The sequence below is a fragment of the Gilvibacter sp. genome (genome assembly GCF_013214815.1).
Classification (GTDB): Bacteria; Bacteroidota; Bacteroidia; order Flavobacteriales; family Flavobacteriaceae; genus Gilvibacter.
Map to the genome: position 1 here is coordinate 77,118 of NZ_JABSPU010000001.1, position 23,799 is coordinate 100,916.

Annotated in this window: 24 protein-coding genes and 1 pseudogene; 6 read left to right on the top strand and 19 right to left on the bottom strand. The window is 43.5% G+C overall.

The window, feature by feature from the left end:
- The 18 genes and pseudogenes from HRT75_RS00340 to HRT75_RS00425 form a co-directional block, all read right to left on the bottom strand.
- Positions 1–89, bottom strand: a pseudogene (locus HRT75_RS00340) (DNA-binding response regulator); the annotation flags it as partial.
- Between the two features lie 2 nt (positions 90–91).
- Positions 92–1,654, bottom strand: a complete 1,563-nt coding sequence (locus HRT75_RS00345) for a HAMP domain-containing sensor histidine kinase (RefSeq protein WP_291181912.1) — start codon at positions 1,652–1,654, stop codon at positions 92–94.
- Positions 1,655–1,726: 72 nt separating this feature from the next.
- Positions 1,727–2,317, bottom strand: coding sequence for a dephospho-CoA kinase (gene coaE, locus HRT75_RS00350; RefSeq protein WP_291181913.1), 591 nt, complete (start codon positions 2,315–2,317; stop codon positions 1,727–1,729).
- Between the two features lie 2 nt (positions 2,318–2,319).
- Positions 2,320–3,276: a CdaR family protein gene (locus tag HRT75_RS00355; RefSeq protein WP_291181915.1), complete on the bottom strand. Its 957-nt coding sequence runs from the start codon at positions 3,274–3,276 to the stop codon at positions 2,320–2,322.
- A gap of 9 nt (positions 3,277–3,285) precedes the next feature.
- Positions 3,286–4,287 carry a glycosyltransferase gene (locus HRT75_RS00360; RefSeq protein ID WP_291181916.1) on the bottom strand — a complete coding sequence of 334 codons (1,002 nt, stop codon included), beginning with the start codon at positions 4,285–4,287 and terminating at the stop codon, positions 3,286–3,288.
- Positions 4,288–4,486: 199 nt separating this feature from the next.
- Entirely contained in the window at positions 4,487–5,266 is a 780-nt protein-coding gene (locus tag HRT75_RS00365; RefSeq protein ID WP_291181918.1) for a T9SS type A sorting domain-containing protein, read from the bottom strand.
- 85 nt (positions 5,267–5,351) lie between these two features.
- Entirely contained in the window at positions 5,352–6,170 is an 819-nt protein-coding gene (locus HRT75_RS00370; protein WP_291181919.1) for an SDR family oxidoreductase, read from the bottom strand.
- A gap of 29 nt (positions 6,171–6,199) precedes the next feature.
- Positions 6,200–7,849 (bottom strand): DNA repair protein RecN, encoded by a 1,650-nt coding sequence (recN, locus tag HRT75_RS00375; RefSeq protein WP_291181921.1) that lies wholly within the window; start codon positions 7,847–7,849, stop codon positions 6,200–6,202.
- Between the two features lie 73 nt (positions 7,850–7,922).
- On the bottom strand, positions 7,923–8,810 hold the full coding sequence (locus HRT75_RS00380; RefSeq protein WP_291181923.1) for a DUF4835 family protein: 888 nt from the start codon (positions 8,808–8,810) through the stop codon (positions 7,923–7,925).
- Positions 8,807–10,012 (bottom strand): bifunctional phosphopantothenoylcysteine decarboxylase/phosphopantothenate--cysteine ligase CoaBC, encoded by a 1,206-nt coding sequence (gene coaBC, locus HRT75_RS00385; RefSeq protein WP_291181925.1) that lies wholly within the window; start codon positions 10,010–10,012, stop codon positions 8,807–8,809. Before coaBC ends, HRT75_RS00380 begins: the two co-directional genes overlap by 4 nt.
- A gap of 11 nt (positions 10,013–10,023) precedes the next feature.
- Complete coding sequence (locus tag HRT75_RS00390; protein WP_291181959.1) at positions 10,024–10,350, bottom strand: DNA-directed RNA polymerase subunit omega; 327 nt, start codon at positions 10,348–10,350, stop codon at positions 10,024–10,026.
- Between the two features lie 14 nt (positions 10,351–10,364).
- Positions 10,365–11,186: an outer membrane protein assembly factor BamD gene (gene bamD / locus HRT75_RS00395; RefSeq protein ID WP_291181927.1), complete on the bottom strand. Its 822-nt coding sequence runs from the start codon at positions 11,184–11,186 to the stop codon at positions 10,365–10,367.
- A gap of 105 nt (positions 11,187–11,291) precedes the next feature.
- Positions 11,292–12,167 carry a 4-hydroxy-tetrahydrodipicolinate synthase gene (dapA, locus tag HRT75_RS00400; RefSeq protein ID WP_291181929.1) on the bottom strand — a complete coding sequence of 292 codons (876 nt, stop codon included), beginning with the start codon at positions 12,165–12,167 and terminating at the stop codon, positions 11,292–11,294.
- A 13-nt stretch (positions 12,168–12,180) separates the two neighbouring features.
- Complete coding sequence (locus tag HRT75_RS00405) at positions 12,181–12,696, bottom strand: hypothetical protein (RefSeq protein WP_291181931.1); 516 nt, start codon at positions 12,694–12,696, stop codon at positions 12,181–12,183.
- Positions 12,697–12,699: 3 nt separating this feature from the next.
- Positions 12,700–14,697, bottom strand: a complete 1,998-nt coding sequence (gene ligA / locus HRT75_RS00410; protein WP_291181932.1) for an NAD-dependent DNA ligase LigA — start codon at positions 14,695–14,697, stop codon at positions 12,700–12,702.
- 652 nt (positions 14,698–15,349) lie between these two features.
- Positions 15,350–15,949 carry a TIGR00730 family Rossman fold protein gene (locus HRT75_RS00415; RefSeq protein ID WP_291181934.1) on the bottom strand — a complete coding sequence of 200 codons (600 nt, stop codon included), beginning with the start codon at positions 15,947–15,949 and terminating at the stop codon, positions 15,350–15,352.
- Positions 15,934–16,770 (bottom strand): peptide chain release factor N(5)-glutamine methyltransferase, encoded by an 837-nt coding sequence (gene prmC, locus HRT75_RS00420; protein WP_291181936.1) that lies wholly within the window; start codon positions 16,768–16,770, stop codon positions 15,934–15,936. The genes HRT75_RS00415 and prmC overlap by 16 nt, the downstream gene beginning before the upstream one ends.
- A gap of 1 nt (position 16,771) precedes the next feature.
- On the bottom strand, positions 16,772–17,257 hold the full coding sequence (locus HRT75_RS00425; protein ID WP_291181938.1) for a GNAT family N-acetyltransferase: 486 nt from the start codon (positions 17,255–17,257) through the stop codon (positions 16,772–16,774).
- 95 nt (positions 17,258–17,352) lie between these two features.
- On the opposite strand from HRT75_RS00425, the gene ribD reads away from it, so the two are divergent.
- The 3 genes from ribD to HRT75_RS00440 are packed head-to-tail and all read left to right on the top strand — an operon-like array spanning position 17,353 to position 19,852.
- Positions 17,353–18,381 carry a bifunctional diaminohydroxyphosphoribosylaminopyrimidine deaminase/5-amino-6-(5-phosphoribosylamino)uracil reductase RibD gene (gene ribD / locus HRT75_RS00430; RefSeq protein ID WP_366664995.1) on the top strand — a complete coding sequence of 343 codons (1,029 nt, stop codon included), beginning with the start codon at positions 17,353–17,355 and terminating at the stop codon, positions 18,379–18,381.
- On the top strand, positions 18,378–19,247 hold the full coding sequence (locus tag HRT75_RS00435; RefSeq protein WP_291181941.1) for an EamA/RhaT family transporter: 870 nt from the start codon (positions 18,378–18,380) through the stop codon (positions 19,245–19,247). Before ribD ends, HRT75_RS00435 begins: the two co-directional genes overlap by 4 nt.
- Complete coding sequence (locus HRT75_RS00440; protein ID WP_291181943.1) at positions 19,247–19,852, top strand: YigZ family protein; 606 nt, start codon at positions 19,247–19,249, stop codon at positions 19,850–19,852. The genes HRT75_RS00435 and HRT75_RS00440 overlap by 1 nt, the downstream gene beginning before the upstream one ends.
- An 11-nt stretch (positions 19,853–19,863) precedes the next feature.
- Here the strand turns inward: HRT75_RS00440 and HRT75_RS00445 are convergent, their stop codons facing one another.
- On the bottom strand, positions 19,864–20,262 hold the full coding sequence (locus HRT75_RS00445) for a thioesterase family protein (protein WP_291181944.1): 399 nt from the start codon (positions 20,260–20,262) through the stop codon (positions 19,864–19,866).
- Positions 20,263–20,473: 211 nt separating this feature from the next.
- Between HRT75_RS00445 and dnaA the strand changes: the two genes are divergently transcribed.
- The 3 genes from dnaA (at position 20,474) to HRT75_RS00460 (ending at position 23,799) form a co-directional block, all read left to right on the top strand.
- Positions 20,474–21,901 (top strand): chromosomal replication initiator protein DnaA, encoded by a 1,428-nt coding sequence (dnaA, locus tag HRT75_RS00450; RefSeq protein ID WP_291181945.1) that lies wholly within the window; start codon positions 20,474–20,476, stop codon positions 21,899–21,901.
- Between the two features lie 6 nt (positions 21,902–21,907).
- Positions 21,908–22,366 (top strand): low molecular weight protein-tyrosine-phosphatase, encoded by a 459-nt coding sequence (locus HRT75_RS00455; protein ID WP_291181946.1) that lies wholly within the window; start codon positions 21,908–21,910, stop codon positions 22,364–22,366.
- Between the two features lie 71 nt (positions 22,367–22,437).
- Complete coding sequence (locus HRT75_RS00460; RefSeq protein WP_291181947.1) at positions 22,438–23,799, top strand: PQQ-dependent sugar dehydrogenase; 1,362 nt, start codon at positions 22,438–22,440, stop codon at positions 23,797–23,799.

Sequence of the window (23,799 nt, forward strand, 5' to 3'; positions counted from 1 at the left end):
TATTCGTTCATGGCTAAATAGTCCTTCAGGACCGTTCCAAAATTCGGGTCGTCTTCGACCAATAAGATTTTTTTATTTTCCGTTTCCATAATTAAGAGATTAATTGAAATTTTATACTAAAGGTACTTCCCTTGCCACGCTCACTATCCACATAAACGGATGCATGATGATCATCCAAAATACGTTTCACATAAGCTAATCCAAGACCGTGCCCTTTTACGTTGTGTATGTTTCCGGTATGTTCCCGGTAGAATTTTTCAAAGATTTGTTTCTGTGCTGTTTTAGACATTCCGATACCCTGATCGCTGATCTTAACAATGATGGAATTCTTAGCCAATTCTGTGTAGATATCGATCTTAGGTGCCTCTTCTGAATACTTAATGGCGTTGTCCAGCATATTCACAAAGACGTTTGTCAAGTGAAACTCATTACCCAAAATGGAGGATTTCTGAGCGTCAAAATGTGTTTTGATATATCCACCTTTGTCTTCCACCATAAGTGAAACACTAGTAATGGCATCCTCTACAACGTCGTGGAGTTTGATGCGTTCCTTTTTAAGGTTGATGGATTTATTCTCCAATCGGGAGATACGCAGTACATTCTCTACTTGAGCGTGCATGCGTTTGTTCTCATCGCGGATCATGCGCAGATAACGCTGTTTGAATTCATCGTCCTGAGCCACCTTAGGATTCTTAAGCGCATCTAATGCTAGGTTGATCGTGGCAATAGGAGTTTTGAATTCGTGGGTCATATTGTTGATGAAATCTGTTTTGATCTGTGAGATCTGTCTTTGTCGGATCAACTGTGAAATGGCATACCAATAGGCCAAAATGATAATGGCCGTGAAAAGGATGGATAAAATAGAAATCCCCACAATGGAACTGAAAAGCTCCTTACGGGTGTCGCCAAAGGTCACAAAAAGTTGGTAGTTAAAATTATCGTCTTGATCAATGAACATCGGAACCCCAAAGGTAGAAGGTGCGTTGATGTCAAAATCTCTGGAGCGTACCTTGGTGGCTAATTGATTGCTGTATATTCCGTACTCATAGCTGGTCGTCAAGCCTTTTTTGCGCAGTTCTTTATCGATCATCTTTTCGATAAGCTCTGGGCTCACCCTTTGGTGAATTGGAATCTTCTCAGAGATCTTTAAGGCAACCGTAGAGAAAATAGCGCGTTCCAGTTCGTCCATGCGCTTATAGGTCTTGTTCTCTGATTTGATCGGAGCACCTCCATCAATACCTGGAGTAATGGTTGTGGTGACCTGCTCATTAACCAAACGTTTAAAGGCGATGGAATCCATCCCGATATCCAGAAAACTCGGTGAAAGTTTATAATCGCGTTGGGTAATTCCATTACTGAAGATGAATACCTCGTTCTTGTCTTCATCCACACGGCGGTAAACAATCTCGGTAATCTTACTGGTGTCAGGTTCAACAAAATCCTGCTCTGTAGCTACAATAGCATCGTAGATTTGCTCTTGCTCAAACAACTGAATGTCCTGAGAAACCGCAATCATCACCTGACGAATGTCCTTGGTGAATTGTTCCTGCTTGGTTTGAAAGGAATTATTGATCCAATAAGCCTGCACGAAGATTATCCCCAACAGTGCAACGCTCATAAGTACAATGAGTATGACAAACAGTCTTTTGTTCATTGTTCAAAAGTACCTTTTTTAGCCCGCGGGCGGATTCCGTTTAACCAAATGTTAACAAAAATGCCCGTTCGTCTATTTTTTCAAGGAAATAAGCTGCTTATGGAGGGAATTTACTTGCTTTCTTGTTGCCTCAAGATCAATGTTTTCAATAACATAGTCCGCAAGGGGTATTTTCTGCTCGTCTGGCCATTGGTGTTGCATGCGTGCGCGCACGGCCTCTTCACTGGCTCCGTCCCTAGACATGACACGTTCCAGTCGGATGGATTCCGGAGCGGTTACCAAAATGTTTGCATCCGAATGAGTATAACTACCATTCTCAAAAAGAATTGCGGCTTCTTTGATCACATAAGGGCTTTGCTGTGCCTGAGCCCATTGTTTGAAGTCTTTACCAACCGCTGGGTGAACCAAGGCATTAAGTGCTTCTAAAAGTTTCGCATCATTAAACACTTGACTCGCAATATAGGCTCTGTTGAGCCTGCCGTCATAGGTATAGGCTTGATCACCCAGAAGCGCTTTGATACTCGCAATAAGCTCTTGATCTTCTACCATTAAAGCTTTAGCACGATCATCGGCAAAATAAATAGGAATGCCTATGGCTTCGAAAAACCGAGCCACTGTGGTCTTTCCACTACCAATTCCTCCTGTTAATCCAACACTGATCATGCTTACTGTATGGCTATGAATTCAACTTGATTCGGACTCAAACTCAATCGACGCGCCCCTGCGGGAGCCTCGATGAGTTCGGGAACCAAAAAGTTCACTCCTTCTTCTACTTTGGACAAGTCGCAAATGACTTTAAAATCACTGGCCTGTACTTTTTTATAATCCGAGAAGTTAATGGTATATCTCACTGTAACGGCGGAGGGAAACAACTGAATGCCTCTCACCTCATCACTCCCGATCAAGGTTATTGGTACAGTCACTTGATTTTCGATAAACTCTTGCACCTCCATGGAATAATTAACCTCATTAGGCTCCACTTTTAGTTTGTCCACCGTGTCGGGTAACAGGATCTCTAAACTGCCAGAAATGGCCTCATCAACTTCATCAAAGCTAGCCGCTGCCGTTTCTAAAGCGGTGACTTGCCTCAAACTATTTTCGGGACCAATAACTGTGACAGAATCGGGAGAAATGCCAAGCGGCTCCGTATAGGAATAACCTTCTTTAAAGGTGTAAGAAATGTTAGCAATAACCGGCACGCGCTTCTGCCCCAAAGTACGTATGGGCAGTTCTATATTGGACTTCTCCATTTGCAGCTCTACTTGATGCTTGAGTTGGAGGGTGGCTAAATTTTCAAGGCCTTGTTTAGATATCATCCAACGTGCACTAGTATCTGGCTCCAATCTGGTTAGATCTAAAGTGATTTTAGGTTTGCTGAGCTTGTAGTACAAGAATTCAAATCCCGAAGCCTTTAACCGCAATGGAACGGAATTTACACCATCCTCACTGATCACCGCATTTGCAGGAATGTTAGTATACTCCAATTGAGCATCCACATCCTGCTCATATTGTTTGGAGAACTTGGTCAGTACCCAAAACAAAGTGGCAAGAATAAGAAAAAACACAAAGGAATTGATGTTCCCTTTCCCAGATTTACGCTTTTGTTTCTCTGCGGCGGTCATGGGTAGAAGTTACTTAAAAAAAAGATGCGGAAAAACGGCCTTGGGATCTTTCTTCAATAGACCTATATACCAGTTGCTTTTTATAAATGCAGTTCCATAGCTATAGAATTGAACCACAGTCGCCCATAATGCCATAAACCCGATCTTAAGGCTTTTAGTAGTGATAATGGCGTGGAGGAGTAAAAGTGAAAAGTAGAGACCGTAGAGCGCTAAAAACCACCAAACACCAACGATTGCAAAGACAATGGAAGCTACAAAACCTAAAACAAACAGGCTTGGAAACCAAAAGGTGATCTTTCTAGATTCCGGATGCCATCTATTGAGAATGGGTCTCACCATACCAAACTTAGTAACCTGCTGTTTGAACTTGGGCCAGGAAATTCTCCTTTTGTGAAAGACCGCGGCACCCGCAATGAATCCTGTCTTGAATCCTGCTTTTTTAATACGCCAAGATAAATCCGGATCCTCACCGGGATGTATTTTACCAAACCCCGCTGTAGCTAAAAACGTCTCTTTAGAAATACCCATATTAAAGCTACGAGGTTCAAACTGTTGTACCGCTTTCTTGTTTCCGCGAATGCCTCCCGTAGTCAATAAACTGGTCATGCTGTAATTGATGGCCTTCTGTAGATCTGAAAACGATTCGTGCGCCGCATCAGCTCCTCCAAAGCAATCCAAGTAATTTTCGTTTAATGCCTTATCTACGACCGTTAGATAATCCGCAGGCATGATCACATCAGAATCTAATATGATGAAGTAATTCCCTTTGGCTTTACTCATCCCGTAGTTCCTAGAAGGACCTGGTCCGGAATTGTCTTTGTAGTGGTAAGTGATATTTAGTCTATCAGCGTATTGAGCAACGACTTCCTTGCAATCTTGTTTAGAACCATCTTCAATTATACACACTTCAAATGGAAAGTCGCTCTCAAAGGCAGTCATGCTAGCCAAGAGTTCATCAACCTCATCGGGTCTGTTATAAACAGGTATAATAAAGCTGTATTCTCTTTTCATAAAATAAGCGAAGTACTTTAGACTTTTATATCTGAATCAAGCCTTCTTTAAAAGCAGTGTAAACAACAGTTTGAGAACAGGCAAAACTCAATTGCAAAAAAACAACTTTTTAACCATCGGGAAAAGTCTGGAAGACTACTAAAACAAAAAAGCCACCCAATGGGTGGCTTTTACAAATTTCTTTGTTGTCCGAATCAGCTTATTGCTTGATCAAACGGTAAGAACCTACTTGTGCGTCTGAAGTAACGTTTACAACGTAAACACCTGCCTTCAAAGTAGCAACGTTGATTTCTTGAGAAAGTGCGTTAGGAGCAACTTCAAGAACCTTTTGACCTAGGATGTTGAAGAAAGTAACGTTTTGGATCTCGTTTTGAGCCTTTACAGTTACAACATCGTTAGCTGGGTTAGGGTACATGCTGAAACCAGCGATCTGGTTGTCATCAGTGCTAAGTACAGCGTCTAAAAAGAAGTTATCAATTCCTCCGTGCCATCCCCAAGCACCAGCAGCATCATCATAAGTCCAACGCAATTGGAAATCAGGGTTAGTGATACCAGATGGGCTAAAAGACTCAGAAAGGATGTCTGCAAGATCTAAATCATAAGTAGCAAGAACATTCCATGCAGCACCATCATACCACTCCACTACGAAAGTCTCACCAGAAGCAACTTCTTGGAAAGCAACGTCATAAGCAATAGTGATATCTCCTGTAGTGCCAGAAAGGTCGTACACATCAGAGAAAAGAGTAGTGTTAGATGGATCAGCTCCGTTTCCACAAGCATCATCATCAAAGTACATCCCTGGAGATGCAAAGTCTGGTCCAGTTGGCAAGTCAGCACCGTTGAACCAATCACAAGTACCAGTATTAATTACAGTTGACCATCCTGCTGGTAATCCAGCGTCAAAGTCAGCTGATGCAAACTGTGCATTCATTCCTAATGAGAATAATCCTGCACATAACAATAAAGTAATTTTTTTCATATCACATGATTTAGTTTAAACTTAAACTCAAAGTTACACTATTATTTAATATAACCAAATTCTATGTGTAATTAGAAATATCTATTTATTCCTCCTTCATGAAGGCTTCCATAACCTCATTGCTTACCCCAGTATTGGAGAATCCGCCGTCATTGTACAAGTTTTGCAGGGTGACGCGTTTTGTCAGGTCGCTAAAGAGCGAAACTGTGTAGTTTGCGCAATCCATAGCTGTAGCATTTCCTAGCGGTGACATTTTCTCTGCATATGCGATAAAACCGTCAAATCCTTTTACCCCTTGACCCGCTGTAGTCGGTGTTGGTGATTGAGAAATGGTGTTCACACGAACTTTTTTGTCTTTTCCAAAGAAATAACCAAAACTACGAGCAATAGACTCAAGATACGCTTTGTTGTCCGCCATATCGTTATAATCTGGAAAAACACGTTGGGCAGCCATATAACTCAAAGCAACAATACTCCCCCATTCGTTCATCGCGTCTTTTTTGTAGAGGGTTTGCATTACTTTATGAAATGAAAGAGCCGAAACATCCCAACCTTTGTGGGTCCAATCGTATTTTTGGTCGGTATAAGCTTTGCCTTTACGAACGTTGACAGACATACCAATGGAATGTAAAACAAAGTCTATTTTTCCGCCTAAGGCTTCCATAGCGCCATCCACTAATTTTTCAAGATCCTCTAAGGATGTAGCATCTGCAGGAATAATCTGAGAATTGGTCTTTTCTGCTAGTTCATTGATCTGTCCCATACGCATAGCGATAGGCGCGTTGGTTAAAACAAATTGACCTCCTTCTTCATGAACGCGCTCTGCAGTTTTCCAAGCGATAGAGTTTTCATCTAAAGCGCCAAAAATGATTCCTTTCTTTCCAGCTAATAAATTGTATGACATAGGTTGGTATTTTATGCGGTCAAAAATAGTTAATTCAATAATTCTTTTGCATGGTTTAATGCAGTTTCGGACAGTTGTTGTCCACCAAGCATTTGCGCGATCTCCACAACGCGCTCTTCTGAAGACAATGCGCGCATTCGCGTAGCAGCTCCTTGCGCAGTATCTTCTTTGAATACTTTAAAATGATGATTGCCCTTGGCAGCCACTTGTGGTAAATGCGTTATACTGAGCAGCTGCATGGAACGCGACATCTGTCGCATAATATCTGCTATACGATTGGCTACTTCTCCAGAAACCCCAGTATCGATCTCATCGAAGATCAAGGTAGCTAAATTGGTGTGTTGTGCCATTAAGGCCTTCAAGGCCAACATCACTCGTGAAAGCTCTCCTCCTGAGGCCACTTTTTGCAAAGGTCCAGGAGTGACACCTTTGTTAGCGCTAAAAAGAAACTCCAAAGTCTCTTGGCCGTAAGGGTTAGCCTCACTATTAGTTTGTTGTATCACAAACTGCGCTGCTGGTAATTCCAACATTCGCAACTGTGCATTTATGGTCTCACACAACTGCGGAATGACTGCGGCACGTGCCGAGTGAAGCTCTTGGGCTAAGGAATCCATTTGTTGCTCTGCCTTATTAAGGGCTCGCTCCGCGGCCAGAAGTTGTTCCGATTGGTCTTCTACCATAACCACAAGCTTTTCCAGGGCATCGCGTTTGGCGATGAGTTCTTCTAAAGTGCCAGCCGCATGCTTACGCTTTAAGTCGTATAAACTTCGAGTCAGCTCTTCCAAACTCGCCAAGCGGTCCGGATCACTTTCTATCTGCTCTTGTTGCTCAAAGAGTTGAGATTCTAGATCTGTCAACTCAATGTGTAAGGATTGCATACGCTCAGAAAGCTCCTTGAACAATGGTGATATACGTGCCAATTGCCCCAGTTGCTGATTGGCATGCCCTAATTGTTCTGAAGCTCCTACTTGTTCCGCACTCAATTGATGCATCACCTCAGCGAGCAGATCTTGAATGCGCTCCACATTAGAAAGGGTTTCATACTCCTCATCAATCGCTGCTTCATCCAGCTTATCCAATTGAAGCTCGTGGAGTTCAGTCCACAAGAATTTGTTGTAATCAAACTCTTTGTTAGCCGAGGCCTGAGTTTCTTTTAATGAAGTCAAGTCCTTCTGGGCTTGTTTGTATTGACTAAAGGCTTCACGGTAGTCTGCCAGTAGGTTTTTATTATCGGCGATGAGATCCACCAAATTGAACTTGAAAGCCGTGGTATTAACCTCCAGTTGCTGACCTTGACTGTGAATGTCTATCAACTGTTCCCCCAGAATACTGAGAACACTTAAGTTCACCGGAGTGTCATTGACAAAAGCTCTTGATTTTCCCGAGGGCAGCAACTCGCGCCTTATGATGGTGTGCAGGTCAAAATCCAGATCGTTTTCTTTAAAGAATTCTTGGAGTTTAAACTGACTCAGATCAAAATGCCCTTCTATGACACTTTTAGTGGTCTTGTCCTTAATACTGTCGAGATCTGCGCGCTGGCCTAAAAGCAAGCCTAAAGCTCCAAGGACAATGGATTTACCCGCACCAGTTTCTCCAGTGATCACTGTAAAACCAGCACCAAAATCAACCGCTAAATGGTCAATCAAGGCATAATTCTTTATGGAAAGGGATTTAATCAAGCCTTCGGAATGTAATCGAAATCAGAAAAATAAAGATAAGAAAGACTCCGCTTAAAAAAAGAAATTAAAGCGTTTAATATCGGATATCTTCCCAGCTGGCTCTTTTGGTAGGCGCCATACGATTCAAGTCTTCAATCAACTTAGCGATATCGACCTGAGGACCTCCGCTAAAAACGCGACTGATCTCATTCTCTTTGGCGTCAAAAAAGGTGCGCAACAAAAATGAATTTGGACGTCTGTCGTTGATCATTCGCAAGCGACTCAAACTAGTAGACATGATCTGTTTAGCCTCTTTAGGGTTCTCGTGCATGATATCCAAACCTAAACGATGGTAGTCATACATCACGTTATGAAATTCACTAAACACATTGGACAATAAGGCGTCGTTATAACGGAAACGCGACTGCGCTCCATCTGTAGCTTTCCAACCTAAGAAGTTACTGGAAGCGGCAGTGTTCACAATCTGCTTAGCTACTTGGAAGTAAGGATCTCCTCCGTTGCGACTGAAAGTATCCGCATCCAAACCAATTACCGTGTAAACGTGAAAAGCAATCACCGAGATCAGGTTAGAATCAAAACTGTTCGGGTTAAAATTCAAGGGTTGAAACTCGCGATAGGTAAAGGAGAATTGCTTGTCGTTATAGTTGTATATCGGTGAATTGTATGAGGAGCCGTATGCCGGACGAGATGATTGCACTTGCAAAGTAGCTGTAAAGTCATCGCCATCGTAGTCAGTCACTATGATCACCAGGTTCATATCAATGCGTTCCTGAGTGGTCATCTTCATATTGGTCCACTGGTATTCATTGATGAATTCTTCGATCTGATTCTTTAGGGTTCTAAAGATCTGTAAATCGGCTCTGGCGGTCTGTTCCGCATTAACCGTTACGGTACAACGGATCTCTTGAGCAGAAGCGCTCAAACCGACTAAAACACACATCAAAACTAGTAATCTTCTCATTGCTGCCCTATAATGTAATCCAAGATGTCTGCAGCCACAGCTGCTTTATCTTTTAGTTCAAACGGTAAAACAGTACCATTCTTATCTATGAAGGTCACTTTATTGGTTTTTGATTTAAAACCTGCTCCTTCGTCTCTGAGCGAATTTAGTATAATTAAATCTAAATTCTTTTTCTCGAGCTTCTTTTTTGCGTTAGCCAATTCATTCTGAGTCTCCAAGGCAAAACCGACCAAAAACTGCTGTTGTTTCTCAGTTCCTGCCCATCCCAGGATATCTTGAGTCTTTTCCAGTTGAATGTCTAAGGAATCTCCAGACTTCTTGATCTTTTCCTTAGCAGGAGCTACTGGTCGGTAGTCTGCTACTGCTGCCGCGAAAACACCAATATCTGTAGTTGGGTAATTCTTTTGAACGGCTTCAAGCATCTCTTGAGCGGAGGTCACCCGGATCAGTTCCACAGAAGCGTGTTCCAATTGCAAATGAGACGGACCACTAACCAAAGTCACATCGGCTCCAAGGTCTGCAGCTCTTTCTGCGATCTTGTAGCCCATCAAGCCGCTGGAGTGGTTTCCAACAAAACGCACAGGATCAATCGCCTCATAAGTAGGTCCGGCAGTAATCAGCACCTTCTTGCCGCGCAACGGAAGCCCTTCAGCGATGTGCTGTTCTAAGAAATGAACAATCTCTTCAGGTTCTGCCATACGACCCTGCCCAACTAGCCCACTGGCCAATTCACCGTGTGCTGCAGGTATTTGTATGTTCCCGAATTGCTCGAGCTTTTGAAAAGTTTCTGCAGTTGAAGGATGCTTGTACATATCCAGATCCATAGCAGGCGCGTACAATACTGGACATTTGGCAGAGAGATAAACCGCCAATAAGAGGTTGTCACAAACACCTGTAGCCATTTTAGCTAAAGTATTTGCGGTTGCCGGAGCGATCAGTAGATAGTCGGCCCAAAGTCCGAGTTCCACGTGATTGTTCCAACGAGCATTATCATCTTCCTCATCAGTAAAGGAAGAATAAACTTCGTTTTTAGAAAGTGTAGAAAGGGTAAGCGGAGTAACAAATTCTTTGGAGGACGGGGTCATTACCACGCGTACCTCTGCTTCCGCTTTTACCAATAGTCGCACCAACCAGGCTGTTTTATAAGCGGCAATTCCGGCGGTTACCCCCAGTAATATGCGCTTTCCTTTTAAAACAGACATGGCGGAACTAATTAGGCCTCGTCTTCCTGAGTGTTGCGGTGGTAGATCTTATCTTCCAACCACTCTTGTACAGCTAATGCGTGTGGCTTAGGAAGTTTTTCGTAGAACTTAGATACTTCGATCTGCTCTTTGTTCTCAAAGATCTCTTCTAAAGAATCGTTGTAGGTCGCGAACTCATCCAGCTTCTCTAACAACTCTTTTTTGATCTCTGAATTGATCTGAGTGGCACGCTTTGAAATAATAGAGATCGCCTCATAAATGTTGTTAGTTGGAGCATCTACCAAGTTCTTGTCAATAGTAGTCGTGTTGATAGGTGCGTCCAATTTCTTTAAATTCATCATATCTGCTAACCTTAAGATTTTGTTTCAGTGTTGAGGGATTCCATGCGCGCTTCAATGTCCTGATTGATCTCATCGGCAGCTTCTCGGTATTCGGAATCCGAAAAATACTTCATAAAGCTGTCATAATATTCCTTGGCCGCTGCTAAACGCTCAGGCACCAAGGTCTCAAAACTGTTAATCGCAAGTTTGTATTCTGACTCGAGACGCATAAAGAACGCTTCTGCTCTGTATTCGCTTCCCGGGAAGTCAGTAGCGAAGTTGTCATAAGCCTCAATGGCTGATTTATAATCTTCGCGGTGATAGTATGATTTAGCGATACGAATCGCTTTGTATTCTAATTTAGAGTTGAGCTCGTCTACCAAACCGTTGGCTTCTTGCAGGTAATCTGAATCAGGAAACTGATCAATGAATCCTTGCAGCTTTTCTAAGGCCGTGTAAGTATCCTCCTGGTCTAAAGAATAACGCGGCGATAGCTCGTAATAGCTCTTTGCTCCTTTATAGGCGGCTTCTTGCACGCGGTCACTGTTCGGATAAGAACGCACAAAACGCTCAAACTGATAGCCGGACAAATAGAAATCTCCCAACTGATAATACGTATCAGCATAGAAGAACATCAAACGTTCCGCTTGTGGCTTTCCACGATAAGCCGGAACGATCTCTTCCATAAGCTTTAAAGCCTTGCGGTACTTGCCTACTTGATATAAGGAATCTGCAAAACGATACTTAGCAGCTACGTCGTCTGATTTATACACTTTTTGGAACGGAGAACAAGCCCCTACCAATAGAAGCGCCCCAAGGGCTAAAAGGTAATATTTGTTTTTGTTTAAAAACATCCTGCAAAATTAGTTAATTCTTCGAGATTTCAAAACACTTCTCTGCACGAAGCTAAAACACTCCAGCCCTTGTGCCATGCGGATTGTGAAAAGTTTAACTCCGGTCTAAAATTCCCTTAAAAAATCGCCGATACGCGCTTTGAGTCCAGCGCTCGCTTCTACCAATGGCAAACGGACGTTTGCACTGCAAATTCCTCGATGCTCTAAAAGGGCCTTGATCCCAGCGGGATTGCCCTCCTCAAAGATCATATCAATCACAGGCATGAGCTGATACTGCAAAGCTCTGGCCTGATCATTATGCCCTGCTCTGGCCAAATGCACCATAGCAGAAAACTCCGCCGGCATGCCTTCACCGATTACAGAGATCACTCCTGCGCCTCCCGCAAGAACCATTGGTAAAGTGATCATATCATCTCCAGAAATGACTAAAAAGTCTTCGGGAACCTGTCTGATGAGCTCCATCGCTTGGACCATATCGCCAGCAGCCTCTTTTATGGCAACCACATTGTCAAAATCCACAGCCAATCGCGCCACGGTCTCTGGAGTCATGTTGGAAGAAGTACGCCCAGGAACATTATACAGAATGATGGGTTTATCCGTAGCCATAGCAACTGCTTTGAAGTGTTGGTAGATCCCTTCTTGCGTTGGCTTATTGTAGTATGGCGATACAGAAAGTACAGCCGTATAATCGCTGAGATCCGTAGTTTTAAGCTCTTCAACCACGGCAGCCGTATTGTTCCCTCCAATACCGAGTACTTCAGGAACACGCCCTTTATTGGCCGCAGTGATACAAGCTTTAACCGCTGATTTCTCCGCAGCAGTTAAGGTAGCTGATTCCGCAGTCGTACCCAGCACGACCAAATAATCCACGCCATTTTCAATATTAAAATCCACCAAAGCAGTCAGCGCATTGAGGTCTGGATTTCCTTGGGCATCAAAAGGAGTGATCAAGGCCACTCCGGTTCCAATTAATTCTTGCATAATTCTAAGGGCCTTATTGGCACAATTTCAAAAGGGTAAGGTATTTTATCAATTCAAATTCAAAAGCATCCCAGTCATTTTTTGGGGTTGCTATAGTTAGGTCAAAGAGTTCCTCATGGCCGCCCATGGGCCCTACGCGAAAGGCATTCGGTTTACTGGCGATCAGATTATCCAAAAGCGCATTGGACTCCCAATAATAGCCGATGATCAAATCAAATTTCTTTTGGGCAAAAGTTGCGGCATCCTCGTGCTGTAATTTCCCTTGCCAGCCAAAGTGCTTTTTACACCATTGATCAGGCTGCAATTCGTCGGGCTTAAGTCCGGTGACAAATTCACGATAATAAACAGCCTCATGCTTTATTCCAAGCCTTTCAGCAAGCTTCATTACTGCGGATTTAACACTTGAAGAATCTCCTTGAGTAAGCACCAATAAGGAACTCACAGCATTTTTAGGCAACTCACGCTGCTGTGCAGCAATGCTTTTGCGCAAATGCTTGAGTACGCTTTTATGTTTTAACGCTCCTATCATGGCTTATTGCCCCAGTTTGGCTAAAAATTCGTCTTCTGTAATTAGGGCTACACCCAGAGATTCTGCTTTGGTGCGTTTGCTCGGCCCCATTTTATCTCCAGCCACAACATAAGTGGTCTTTGACGAAATAGAACTGGAAACCTTTCCGCCGTTATCTTCAATGAGTTTTTTTAATTCCGTACGCGAGACGCGATGAAACACGCCACTGACTACCACGACATCTCCTTTCAAGGTATCGGTCTGATTGGCCAGAACTTCTTCAGAGAGTTGTAATTGTACGCCAGCTGTCTGTAATCGGCTTAGGAGTTGCTGATGTTTCTCTTCTGAAAACCACTGCACCACGCTTTGCGCTATCGCAGAACCGATCTCATCAACGCCTATCAAATCATCTTCTGAAGCTTGCGCTAGGGCTTCAATCGATTTGTAATGACGCGCTAATTTTTTGGCCACCGTCTCGCCAACGTATCGGATCCCTAAAGCAAACAGGACGCGCTCAAAAGGAATCTCCCGACTCTTGGCCACTCCATCAACTAAATTCTCGGCACTTTTTTGAGCCATACGTTCTAAAGGCAACAGCTGATCCACACGCAGATCATAAAGATCCGCATAGTTGATGATCAAACCTTCTTTGACCAAAAGTGCCACGGTTTCTCCACCCAGCCCTTCAATATCCATGGCCTTTCTGGAAATATAATGCTGTATCTTCCCTACGATCTGCGGGAAGCAACCCGTTTCATTCGGGCAGTAGTGTAAAGCCTCATCGGCTGCACGAACCAATTCTGTTTGACATTCGGGACAATGGGTGATGTATTTTGTAGGCTGAGAATCGGCAGGACGCTGACTTAAATCTACCCCAACGATCTTTGGAATTATCTCTCCACCTTTTTCAACGTAGACCGTATCCCCCTCACGAATATCCAACTTCGCGATCTGATCGGCATTGTGGAGGGAAGCCCTTTTTACAATGGTTCCGGCTAAGGAAACAGGCTCCAAATTAGCCACGGGCGTTATCGCACCGGTACGTCCTACTTGATAGGTTATGGTGTGTAATACGGCAGAGGCCTGCTCCGCCTGAAACTTATAGGCCATGGCCCAACGCGGTGCCTTGGCGGTAAATCCAAGCTCTTCTTGTTGACGCAGGTTGTTGACTTTGATAACCACGCCATCGGTTTCATAAGGAAGCTCATGACGAGCCACATCCCAATGATTGATAAATTCCAAAACCTCATCAATGCTTTTGGCCAACACGGCGTGCTTAGGCACCTTGAATCCCCAAGACGCAGCTTTTTCTAAACTTTCAAATTGCGTGGTAAGGCCTAGGTTGTTACCTACCACACTGTAAAGCAAACACTCTAATGGACGCTTAGCAACTTCTGAGCTGTCCTGCAATTTTAAACTCCCACTTGCGGTGTTTCTGGGATTGCGATAAGGCTCTTCACCTGCAGCCACACGTGCGACATTCATCGCTTCAAAGCCGGCAAAAGGCAAAACGATCTCTCCGCGAATATCAAAACGGGAAGGGAAATCTCCTTTTAGTTGCAAGGGTACTGACTTGATGGTTCTAATGTTGGCGGTAACCTCATCTCCTTGAACACCATCTCCACGAGTCACGGCCTTCTCTAATTGTCCGTCTTGGTAAGTAAGGCTCATGGAGGCGCCGTCATATTTTAGTTCACAGGTATACTCAACAGGACCATCCACAGCCTTTTTGATACGCTTTTCCCAATCCATCAGGTCTTCTTTTGAATAGGAATTGTCTAAGGAATACATGCGATGCTCGTGCACCAATGTGTTGAAATTCTTGGTGACTTGTCCACCAACGCGCAAGGTTGGAGAATTGGGATCGTGAAACTCAGGATGGGCAGCTTCCAACTCTTGAAGTTGCTTTAATTTGGTATCAAACTCAAAATCAGAAATTACCGGAGCATCCAACACATAGTAATGGTAATTGTGTTGTCTGAGTTCTTCTCGTAAGCTTTGGATCTGCTGCTGGATTTCCATGAAGTTCTGCTTTCTCCAAAAATAATAAAGCTCTGTGGTTTTCGCCTAGTGAAAAGGAGGCTAAATTTGGGAGTTTTGCAGTATTTATCAACGGTGTAAAAAGAACAGAGAAAGGGCCTTTAAAAGAGTAGCTCCAAAGATAACTAACGCAAAAATCATGGTGATAACTCCTTAACCGCGGGGATAGCCGCGAGGCTGAATACGGAAAGAAGACTACTGCTTAAAAAGGCCCTTTCAAGGTCAAGTTCAGAAATACATTCTACTCCATGTCTCCTGCGCTGAGTTCACCCAACCAATAAAAGCTGAACTCGGTATAAATATTTGTGAAATGATGGCTGTATAAAGATCGTATGTAGTGTTTCTAAATTGTCGGTTTAAAAAAAGTGAGACTAGCCACAACCGTTGACTCCAAAATATGAATTGCTTTAAAATTCCTAATCCTTAACGCGCATCAACATCTCTTGGAAATTGTGGCCGTCCCACAACCAAACAATATTTATAAAGACTTGTCGTCTTTAAATGCGAAACTTAAAATCACACCCCTGTGATTTGTTTACGATCCAAATGTATTCGGACGGCTGATGAAATAAGCATAAAAATACAAAAAAAGTCGGACTTTGTATTTAGTCGATAAAATATTACACTTTAACGACTAAGTTCGGTCTTGAGTCAACCATTTTGGAACATTTTTAGGCACAAAGCTGCGCATCTTTTCCAAAAGCTTGGTTGGGTCAGTGTCCACCAAAAGGATCTCAAAGTTGTCCATTTTAAGAAACCCCTTGCGCACCATTCCTTCAAGAAGATTAATTAAAGGATCATAAAACCCATTGATGTTTAAAAGGCCTACGGGTTTTTGATGCAAACCTAACTGCGACCAGGTGATGATCTCAAAGAGTTCTTCTAAGGTTCCAAACCCTCCGGGCAAAGCGATAAAACCATCACTGCGTTCACTCATGATGAGCTTTCGCTGGTGCATATTTTCTGTAGTAATAAGCTCCGAAAGTCCTAGGTGAACCACTTCCTTGCGTTTGAGAAATTCTGGAATAACCCCAGTAACACGACCACCCTGATCCAAAACTGCTTTGGCTATTTCTCCCATGACACCGATCTTGGCAGCGCCATAGACGAGCTCAATCTGCTGTTCTACTAAGAGCTGTCCCAATTTCTGAGCAGCATCAGTAATGGCCATATCGTTTCCACTGCTGCTTCCGCAGAACACTGCAATTCTATCCAAGGCTATCTCTTTTGACATTTGAGCATCCGATCTTTAAGGTAAAGGTCTTTACGCAGTTCCACTACAAAGCCCATGGCTTCTAATTGCTGCGTGAGTTCCTCACGAAGATACTCATTGATTTCCAGATAAAGCGTACCCTGAGGTTTTAAATGAAGCTGAGCCAGAGCAGCGATTCGCTTGTAAAACAGAAAAGGGTCATCATCCGTGACAAACAAAGCCATATCCGGTTCGTGTTCCAACACATTCGGATTCATTAGCTCGCGCTCCGATTCACGCACATAAGGCGGATTACTGACGATAATATCAAATTGCCCATTCACCGCGTCCACAGCAAAAAGATCAGTATGAATAAAATTGACCTCCAAATCAAGTGCCTTCTGATTTTGACGTGCAATTCGCAGTGCAGCCTCAGACCACTCTAAGCCAGCGACCTTCCATAATTTTCTATTGGCTTTCAAGGCCAAGGCTATAGCACCTGACCCGCTGCAAAGATCAATGACTTTTGCTTCTTGTTGCGGATGATCCTTTAGGACCCAAGCCACCAATTCTTCCGTCTCCGGGCGCGGGATCAAAACCCCGGGACCTACGCTGAGTTCTAATTGGTAAAAGTGAGCTTGTCCTAATATATACTGAATAGGCTCCTGCTGCGCTAAACGAGCTTGAATAGTTGCTAATTTCTTAATTAATTCTGATGGGATCTGAGGTTCGATTCGCAAGCGAGCGGCCTCCATTCCACTGCAATGCGCCGCGGCAAGATCAAGGAGCGCAGTAACTTCTTCTGTTCCATAGATAGGTCCGAGACTTTCCTGCCATTGCAGATGAAGTTGTTTGTAGTTCAAACTAAAGATCGATTAACATATGTACCGGACAACTGTAGTGCCCGGTATTGCCCATGGCACAATCGATATAATGAAAGCCCGTGTTTTTGTATAGCTTTTGCGCCGCATGCATATTGGGCATGGTTTCCAAATAACACTGGTCAAATCGGAAGTTCTTGGCGGTTTCTAGGCAAAGTTTCATCATGGCTGAGCCGATTCCGCGACCGCGCGCTTCAGGCAAAAAGTACATCTTCTGCAATTCACAGATGTTCCCGTCAAAATTGGCCAATTGCGCCACTCCTGCTCCACCGATAATACCTTCAGGCGTATCTACTACAAAATATTGTGCCCTTGGAACCTGATAGGTCTTGTGCATACACGTCAATGCCACATCTTCATAGGCGGTACCTACTTTGGGCACACCGTGCTCTACGAGGACTTTTTTGATAACTTCTGCAATTTGAATATCGTCTTTGGGAAGTATGGGTCGGATGGTGAAAGAAGACATGATGAATTGTCGTATTTTTGAAGCTAAATTACGCAATCTTTGTGAGTTCATATACAGTAAAATCAAGCCAAATAAACGAGTTACACCTCAGGTATATGAAGCGTTGTATTGAACTCGCTACCTTAGGCCAAGGATCTACAGACCCCAACCCAATGGTAGGCTGTGTGATTGTGCATAACGACACCATTATTGGTGAAGGTTGGCACCAGCGCGCCGGAGAACCACATGCTGAGGTTAATGCCGTCGCTAGCGTTAAGAACAAAGCATTACTTAAGGAGGCCACAGCCTATGTTTCTTTGGAACCTTGTTCTCATCACGGAAAAACACCTCCTTGTGCTGACATGCTTATTGAAAACAAACTCGCTCGAGTTGTGATTGCAAGCAAGGATCCCAACCCTCAGGTTGCAGGACGTGGTATTAAAAGACTTGAAGCCGCAGGAATCGAAGTAATTGCAGGAATACTTGATAAAGAAGCTCAGCATTTGAATCGTCGCTTTTTTACCTTTCATGCTAAAAAGCGTCCCTATGTGCTATTAAAATGGGCTCAAAGCCTTGATGGATTTATTGCTCCGATTACCAAAGATGTGCAAGCTCCGGTTTGGATCAGCAATACTTTGAGCAGACAACACACCCATCAGTGGCGCAGTGAAGAGTCTGCCATTTTAATTGGTGTAAATACAGCTTTAGCAGACAACCCTTCCTTAACTACCAGAGATTGGCCTGGAAAATCACCAGTCCGCGTGGTATTAGATCCGCACGGGAAACTTAAGCCTGAATTAAGCTTGCTTGACGGGCAAACAAAAACGATAGTTATTACCTCTGCCGAGGCACCAGTGACAAATACAAATCTGATCTTGATTAAGGTGAAAGAATCCAACATAGAAATAGACCATTTACTTTCTTTGCTTTACGAGCAAGGTTTACAATCTGTGTTGATTGAAGGCGGAGCAGATACGCTCAATCGTTTTATTTCTTCAGGGCTTTGGGATGAGGCACGCGTATTTACTGGAGCTGTACAGCTTGGGAATGGTCTCGCAGCTCCGAGCTTGGACCTGGAGCCAACATCGATCGAAAACGTTCAAAACGATCTATTAAACACCTATTTCAATCCGAAGCAACTGTGATCAACCTGCTACTATCAATAGTCTCTTCTACCATTATCCTCACCTTGTTTAAGGCCTTTGGACGCTTCAAGGTGAATACTTTTCAAGCGATTGTGGTCAACTATATAGTGGCAGCGAGTTGTGGTTACGTCGCTTATGGAGCATTCAATTTAGAAGATGCGCCTTGGACCAAAACTTGGTTTTTACCCGCTATCTGTTTGGGGGTGCTTTTCATCGCGATCTTCAATTTAATGGCTTTGACCGCACAACGATTAGGGCTCTCCGTAGTATCTGTGGCCACTAAGATGAGTGTTGCCATCCCTATCCTTTTTGGGTTTCTCTATTATAAGGAGATGGCCACCTTCCCAAAGCTTGTTGGGATTGGCCTAGCGCTAGTGGCACTATACCTCAGTTCTAAGAAATCTGGTGAGCAGTCAGTTGTGGGCCTTAAAGACCTTGCCTTACCCTTGTTGGTATTTTTAGGAAGCGGTGTTATAGATACGAGTATTAAGTTTTTAGAGGAAGATCGAGTGGGCTCCGCAGAGGTCAGCCAGTTTTCTGCGACCATCTTTGCTGCTGCAGCGCTGAGTGGAATCTTGCTCCTGGGATATAAAGCCATACGATCTAAGGTGATTGTGGCGTCGAGAAATATTGTGGCTGGAATTGCTCTGGGGATTCCAAACTATTTTAGCATTTACTTTTTGGTGCAAGCGCTACGAATATCCTATCTGGACAGTGCAACGGTATTTACCTTAAACAACATTGCTATAGTGGTATTGGCTACGCTAACCGGTATCCTTCTTTTTAAAGAACGACTCAGCGCAAGTAATTGGACAGGAATTGGTCTGGCCCTGGTAAGCATTGCTATCATCGCATATTTCAACTAATGGAAGATCAATACAAAACCCTCAAGGCTCCTAGCGAGCCGCAATTATTCAAAGATCGCGGCAGCAAGTTCTTCGGTTATGCTTTTCCTTTAAGCAGTGTTGATGAAGTTTCTGGACATTTAGAGGCTTTGAAAAAAGAACACCATACTGCCCGTCATTGGTGCTATGCGTATCAGATCGGGAAAACCAAGCCTCAATACCGAGCCAATGATGACGGCGAGCCTGCAAATAGTGCTGGAGCCCCAATCTATGGGCAGATCCAGGCCTTTGAACTAACTGACGTATTGGTAGTCGTAGTGCGTTACTTTGGGGGAACAAAACTCGGCGTGGGTGGATTGATCAACGCCTATCGGACTGGAGCAAAGCTTGCCTTAGAAGCCAGCCCGATAGAAACACGGTATATTGAAACTCCCTTTGTGATCAAAACGCCGTATAGTCTACTAGGGAGGGTTATGCGTCTTATTGACGAGGAAGACATTACTATTGTTCGTCAAGACAGTGCCCAAGATGTAAGTCTTCACTTGCGTGTGAGAGCTTCCAGATTAGAACGCGTAAAAAATGCTGTAGAAAAGCTCTATCCGGCGCAGTTTATTCCTACAAATTAGCGTTAGTAGGATTACGCCTTCAAACGATCGGTAATATAATCCGGGACCCGTATTAACTTATTGTTAACCGCAGACTTGAAAACCAAGGTCGTTGTAGCTGTTGCTAAGACCTCTTCAGCATCGTTTTTCAAGGTGTAATCAAAGGTGATTTTATAGCTGGGGTTTTCCCGTAACTCGGTGGTTAACACAAGTCTATCGTCATAGCGCGCGGGCTGCTTGTATCGAATAGCCAAATCAACTACAGGCAACATCACATCATGCTCTTCCATCCAACGGTAAGTGACTCCTAGATTTCTGAGCCATTCCGTACGTCCCATCTCGAAATACGCGGGATAAGCGCCATGATAGACCACTCCCATCTGATCGGTTTCTCCATATCTGACCCGAAATTCAAAGGTGTGCGGTAACAAAGTTCTATTTTTAAATAAGTGAAGAAAAAGTCTTATCTTTAGACTTACCGAAGTATCCGAAAAAAAAACTTAAAATTCAAGAGGGCTTCTGTTTTTTTTTTCATTTTTTTGTTCACATATTTGCAGGGTTAAGGAATTGTTAGGGAAGTCACTATTCCCTATTTTTTTCTACAGCAACTAACAACTCAAAAACAACACTTTTTAATCAATTATGAGCAGAACCGCTGAATCTGTTTGGAATCATTGTCTGTCTTTTATTAAGGACAATATTACAACTCAAGCCTACAAAACTTGGTTTGAACCAATTCAAGCAGTTAAGCTCACGGACAACGCCTTGAGTATTCAAGTTCCGAGTAAGTTTTTTTATGAGTGGTTGGAGGAGCATTACGTAAAGCTTCTCAAAGTTGCCTTAACCAAAGAGTTGGGTGCCGATGCGAAATTGGTCTATGTGATCAAAATGGAAAACACTTACGGCAACAAACAACCTTTCACAGAGAAGATCCCAAGTACACAGCGCACCAATCTTAAAAGTCAAGAGGTAGATGTTCCAATTAAGAACAAGAGCCCAGAACTTAAGAACCCTTTCGTTATTCCTGGGATTCGCAATGTGAAGATCGAATCGCAACTCAACCCGAGTTACAACTTCGAAAATTTCTTAGAAGGAGACTCCAACCGCCTAGCGCGTTCCGCAGGTATGGCTGTGGCCAACAAACCTGGAGGGACTTCCTTCAATCCACTGTTGATCTTTGGAGGTGTAGGCCTCGGAAAGACCCACTTGGTTCATGCCATTGGTGTGGAAATCAAAGACAAGTATCCAGAAAAGACTGTGCTTTACATTTCTGCGGAGAAATTCACTCAGCAGTACATAGAGTCGGTTAAAAAGAATAACAGAAATGATTTTATTCATTTCTACCAGATCATTGATGTACTTATTGTAGATGATATCCAATTGCTTTCTGGAAAGGCAGGGACACAGGATGTTTTCTTCCACATATTCAACCACTTACATCAAAATGGCAAGCAGGTTATCTTGACTTCTGATAAGGCTCCTGTTGACATGATCGATATCGAGCAGCGCTTACTCTCTCGCTTTAAATGGGGACTGTCGGCAGAATTGCAGCACCCAAATTTTGATACGCGTATTGCGATCATCAAAAACAAGCTCTTTAGAGACGGGGTGGATATGCCGGAAGAGATCGTTGAGTTTTTAGCCAACAATATCAAGACCAATATTCGCGAACTGGAAGGCGCTATCATTTCATTAATTGCTCATTCTTCTTTCAACAAGCGCGAGATCACTATTGATCTGGCCAAGAAGATCGTGGACAATTACGTGAAGCACACCAAACGTGAGGTATCTATTGACTACATTCAAAAAGTAGTTAGTGATTATTTCCAAATGGACGTGGACACCTTGCAATCTAAAACGCGTAAGCGTCATATTGTACAAGCCAGACAGTTAGCGATGTTCTTTGCGAAGAAATTCACCAAGGCGAGTTTGGCCAGTATTGGATCTCAGATCGGTAAACGTGATCACGCCACTGTATTACACGCCTGTAAAACAGTAGACAACCTCTCTGCAACAGACAAGCAATTCCGCAAATACGTGGAAGACTTAAACAAAAAGCTTACCCTCTAAATTCTTATGGAAAAGACCAGAATTCTTATGGTCTGTTTGGGAAATATCTGCCGAAGTCCTTTGGCAGAAGGCATTATGCGTACTAAACTTTTTGGACGTAAAGAATTTGAGGTGGATTCTGCAGGTACTGGTGGATGGCATGCAGGAGAGGCACCCGACCCTCGCAGCGTTGCTATTGCTAAAGAGAACGGCTTAGACATTAGCGCACAGCGCGGACGTCAATTCAGCGTTACTGACTTCGATCGGTTTGATCATATTTTTGTGATGGACAATTCCAATTACAGAGATGTAATTCGATTGGCGCGTAATGACCAAGACAAGCAGAAGGTATCCATGATCCTCGACGCCATTTTCCCTGGAGAGAACGTTGACGTACCCGACCCCTATTATGGAGGCTCCGATGGTTTTGCGAATGTTTACGATATGCTGGACCAAGCCTGCGATATTATCAAGGAGCAATTCTAGCCGATAAGCCACTGATTTTGAACTGCTGAATAATTTTCCCTAATTTTAGCAAAATCTAAAAAACCTACGCTATGAAATTATCTACCTTTTTCAGTGCAGCAGCTTTGCTCTTTGTGAGTCTGAGTTTTGCACAAGACATTGATGTTGAGTTATTTGCAAGTGGATTTGATAGTCCAGTTGATCTTCAAAATGCTGGAGATGAACGCCTCTTTGTTGTGGAACAAGACGGAGCCATTCGAATTTTGAATCCAGAAGGGACCATCAATTCGACACCTTTCTTAGACATTGATCCTATTGTAAATTCGGGAGGAGAACGCGGCCTTTTAGGACTGGCTTTTCACCCGGACTATGCAACCAATGGCTTCTTTTACGTCTACTACACCAATACTTCAAACGACACGCAGATCTCTCGATTTAGCGTGAGCAGTGATCCCAATGTAGCCGACGCTGGATCAGAATTACAGATGCTTAGTTTTTCTCAACCTTTCACCAATCACAACGGCGGATGCCTGCAGTTTGGACCCGATGGTATGCTTTATATCGCCTCTGGAGATGGAGGAAGTGCTGGAGATCCTGGCAATCGTTCTCAAAACCTTGGAACCTTACTCGGAAAGCTTTTGCGTTTAGATGTAGACGCCGCAGCTCCTTATATTCCAGCAGACAACCCTTATGTGGGAGACAGCTCTGCTTTGGATGAGATCTGGGCACCAGGACTTAGAAACCCTTGGCGTTTTAGTTTTGATGCCGATACTGGAGAATTATGGATCGCTGACGTTGGACAAGGAAGTCGTGAAGAGATCAATAAAGTAGCCTCTACCGCTGCTCCAATCAATTACGGATGGCGTTGTTATGAAGGAAACGCTCCATTCAACACCTCGGGTTGCGCTACTGCAGACAATTACGAATTTCCGGTAGCTGAATACACGCACTCTGGCGGACGTTGTTCCATTACAGGTGGTTATGTTTACCGCGGAGACGATTACCCTTCTCTAGATGGCTTGTACTTCTTTGCGGACATTTGTACTGGTGAAATAGGAACTGTAGATGCAAGTAACAACCTAGAATGGGTCTTGGATACCAGCCAGCCTTGGGCGAGCTTTGGTGAAGACATCAACAACGAATTGTACGCTGTTTCTTTAGGCGGAGGTATTTACCGCGTGGTTGATCTTCTGCTTAATGTGGAAGAGCAAGAAGCTGCGAACGCCTTTAATTGGTTTGTGGACCAAACTACTGAGCAATTGGTATTTAAGTCTACCAACAACAGTTTGCAGTCACTACAATTATTTCAAATCAACGGAGCCAAAGTATTGGATCTAAGCAACCTCAACACTCAAGAATTGAGCGTTTCTAAATCCGCTTACGCAAACGGACTTTATATTGCACAGATCACCGATACTACCGGTGGCGTGCAAACGCTTAAAATAGTACTATAA

What these genes read in the sequence shown, in the direction of transcription:
- HRT75_RS00345 (WP_291181912.1), bottom strand. Translation starts at nt 1,654, where the DNA reads ATGAACAAAAGACTGTTTGTCATACTCATTGTACTTATGAGCGTTGCA.
- coaE (WP_291181913.1), bottom strand. Translation starts at nt 2,317, where the DNA reads ATGATCAGTGTTGGATTAACAGGAGGAATTGGTAGTGGAAAGACCACA.
- HRT75_RS00355 (WP_291181915.1), bottom strand. Translation starts at nt 3,276, where the DNA reads ATGACCGCCGCAGAGAAACAAAAGCGTAAATCTGGGAAAGGGAACATC.
- HRT75_RS00360 (WP_291181916.1), bottom strand. Translation starts at nt 4,287, where the DNA reads ATGAAAAGAGAATACAGCTTTATTATACCTGTTTATAACAGACCCGAT.
- HRT75_RS00365 (WP_291181918.1), bottom strand. Translation starts at nt 5,266, where the DNA reads ATGAAAAAAATTACTTTATTGTTATGTGCAGGATTATTCTCATTAGGA.
- HRT75_RS00370 (WP_291181919.1), bottom strand. Translation starts at nt 6,170, where the DNA reads ATGTCATACAATTTATTAGCTGGAAAGAAAGGAATCATTTTTGGCGCT.
- HRT75_RS00380 (WP_291181923.1), bottom strand. Translation starts at nt 8,810, where the DNA reads ATGAGAAGATTACTAGTTTTGATGTGTGTTTTAGTCGGTTTGAGCGCT.
- coaBC (WP_291181925.1), bottom strand. Translation starts at nt 10,012, where the DNA reads ATGTCTGTTTTAAAAGGAAAGCGCATATTACTGGGGGTAACCGCCGGA.
- HRT75_RS00390 (WP_291181959.1), bottom strand. Translation starts at nt 10,350, where the DNA reads ATGAATTTAAAGAAATTGGACGCACCTATCAACACGACTACTATTGAC.
- bamD (WP_291181927.1), bottom strand. Translation starts at nt 11,186, where the DNA reads ATGTTTTTAAACAAAAACAAATATTACCTTTTAGCCCTTGGGGCGCTT.
- dapA (WP_291181929.1), bottom strand. Translation starts at nt 12,167, where the DNA reads ATGCAAGAATTAATTGGAACCGGAGTGGCCTTGATCACTCCTTTTGAT.
- HRT75_RS00405 (WP_291181931.1), bottom strand. Translation starts at nt 12,696, where the DNA reads ATGATAGGAGCGTTAAAACATAAAAGCGTACTCAAGCATTTGCGCAAA.
- ligA (WP_291181932.1), bottom strand. Translation starts at nt 14,697, where the DNA reads ATGGAAATCCAGCAGCAGATCCAAAGCTTACGAGAAGAACTCAGACAA.
- HRT75_RS00415 (WP_291181934.1), bottom strand. Translation starts at nt 15,949, where the DNA reads ATGTCAAAAGAGATAGCCTTGGATAGAATTGCAGTGTTCTGCGGAAGC.
- HRT75_RS00425 (WP_291181938.1), bottom strand. Translation starts at nt 17,257, where the DNA reads ATGTCTTCTTTCACCATCCGACCCATACTTCCCAAAGACGATATTCAA.
- ribD (WP_366664995.1), top strand. Translation starts at nt 17,353, where the DNA reads ATGAAGCGTTGTATTGAACTCGCTACCTTAGGCCAAGGATCTACAGAC.
- HRT75_RS00440 (WP_291181943.1), top strand. Translation starts at nt 19,247, where the DNA reads ATGGAAGATCAATACAAAACCCTCAAGGCTCCTAGCGAGCCGCAATTA.
- dnaA (WP_291181945.1), top strand. Translation starts at nt 20,474, where the DNA reads ATGAGCAGAACCGCTGAATCTGTTTGGAATCATTGTCTGTCTTTTATT.
- HRT75_RS00455 (WP_291181946.1), top strand. Translation starts at nt 21,908, where the DNA reads ATGGAAAAGACCAGAATTCTTATGGTCTGTTTGGGAAATATCTGCCGA.
- HRT75_RS00460 (WP_291181947.1), top strand. Translation starts at nt 22,438, where the DNA reads ATGAAATTATCTACCTTTTTCAGTGCAGCAGCTTTGCTCTTTGTGAGT.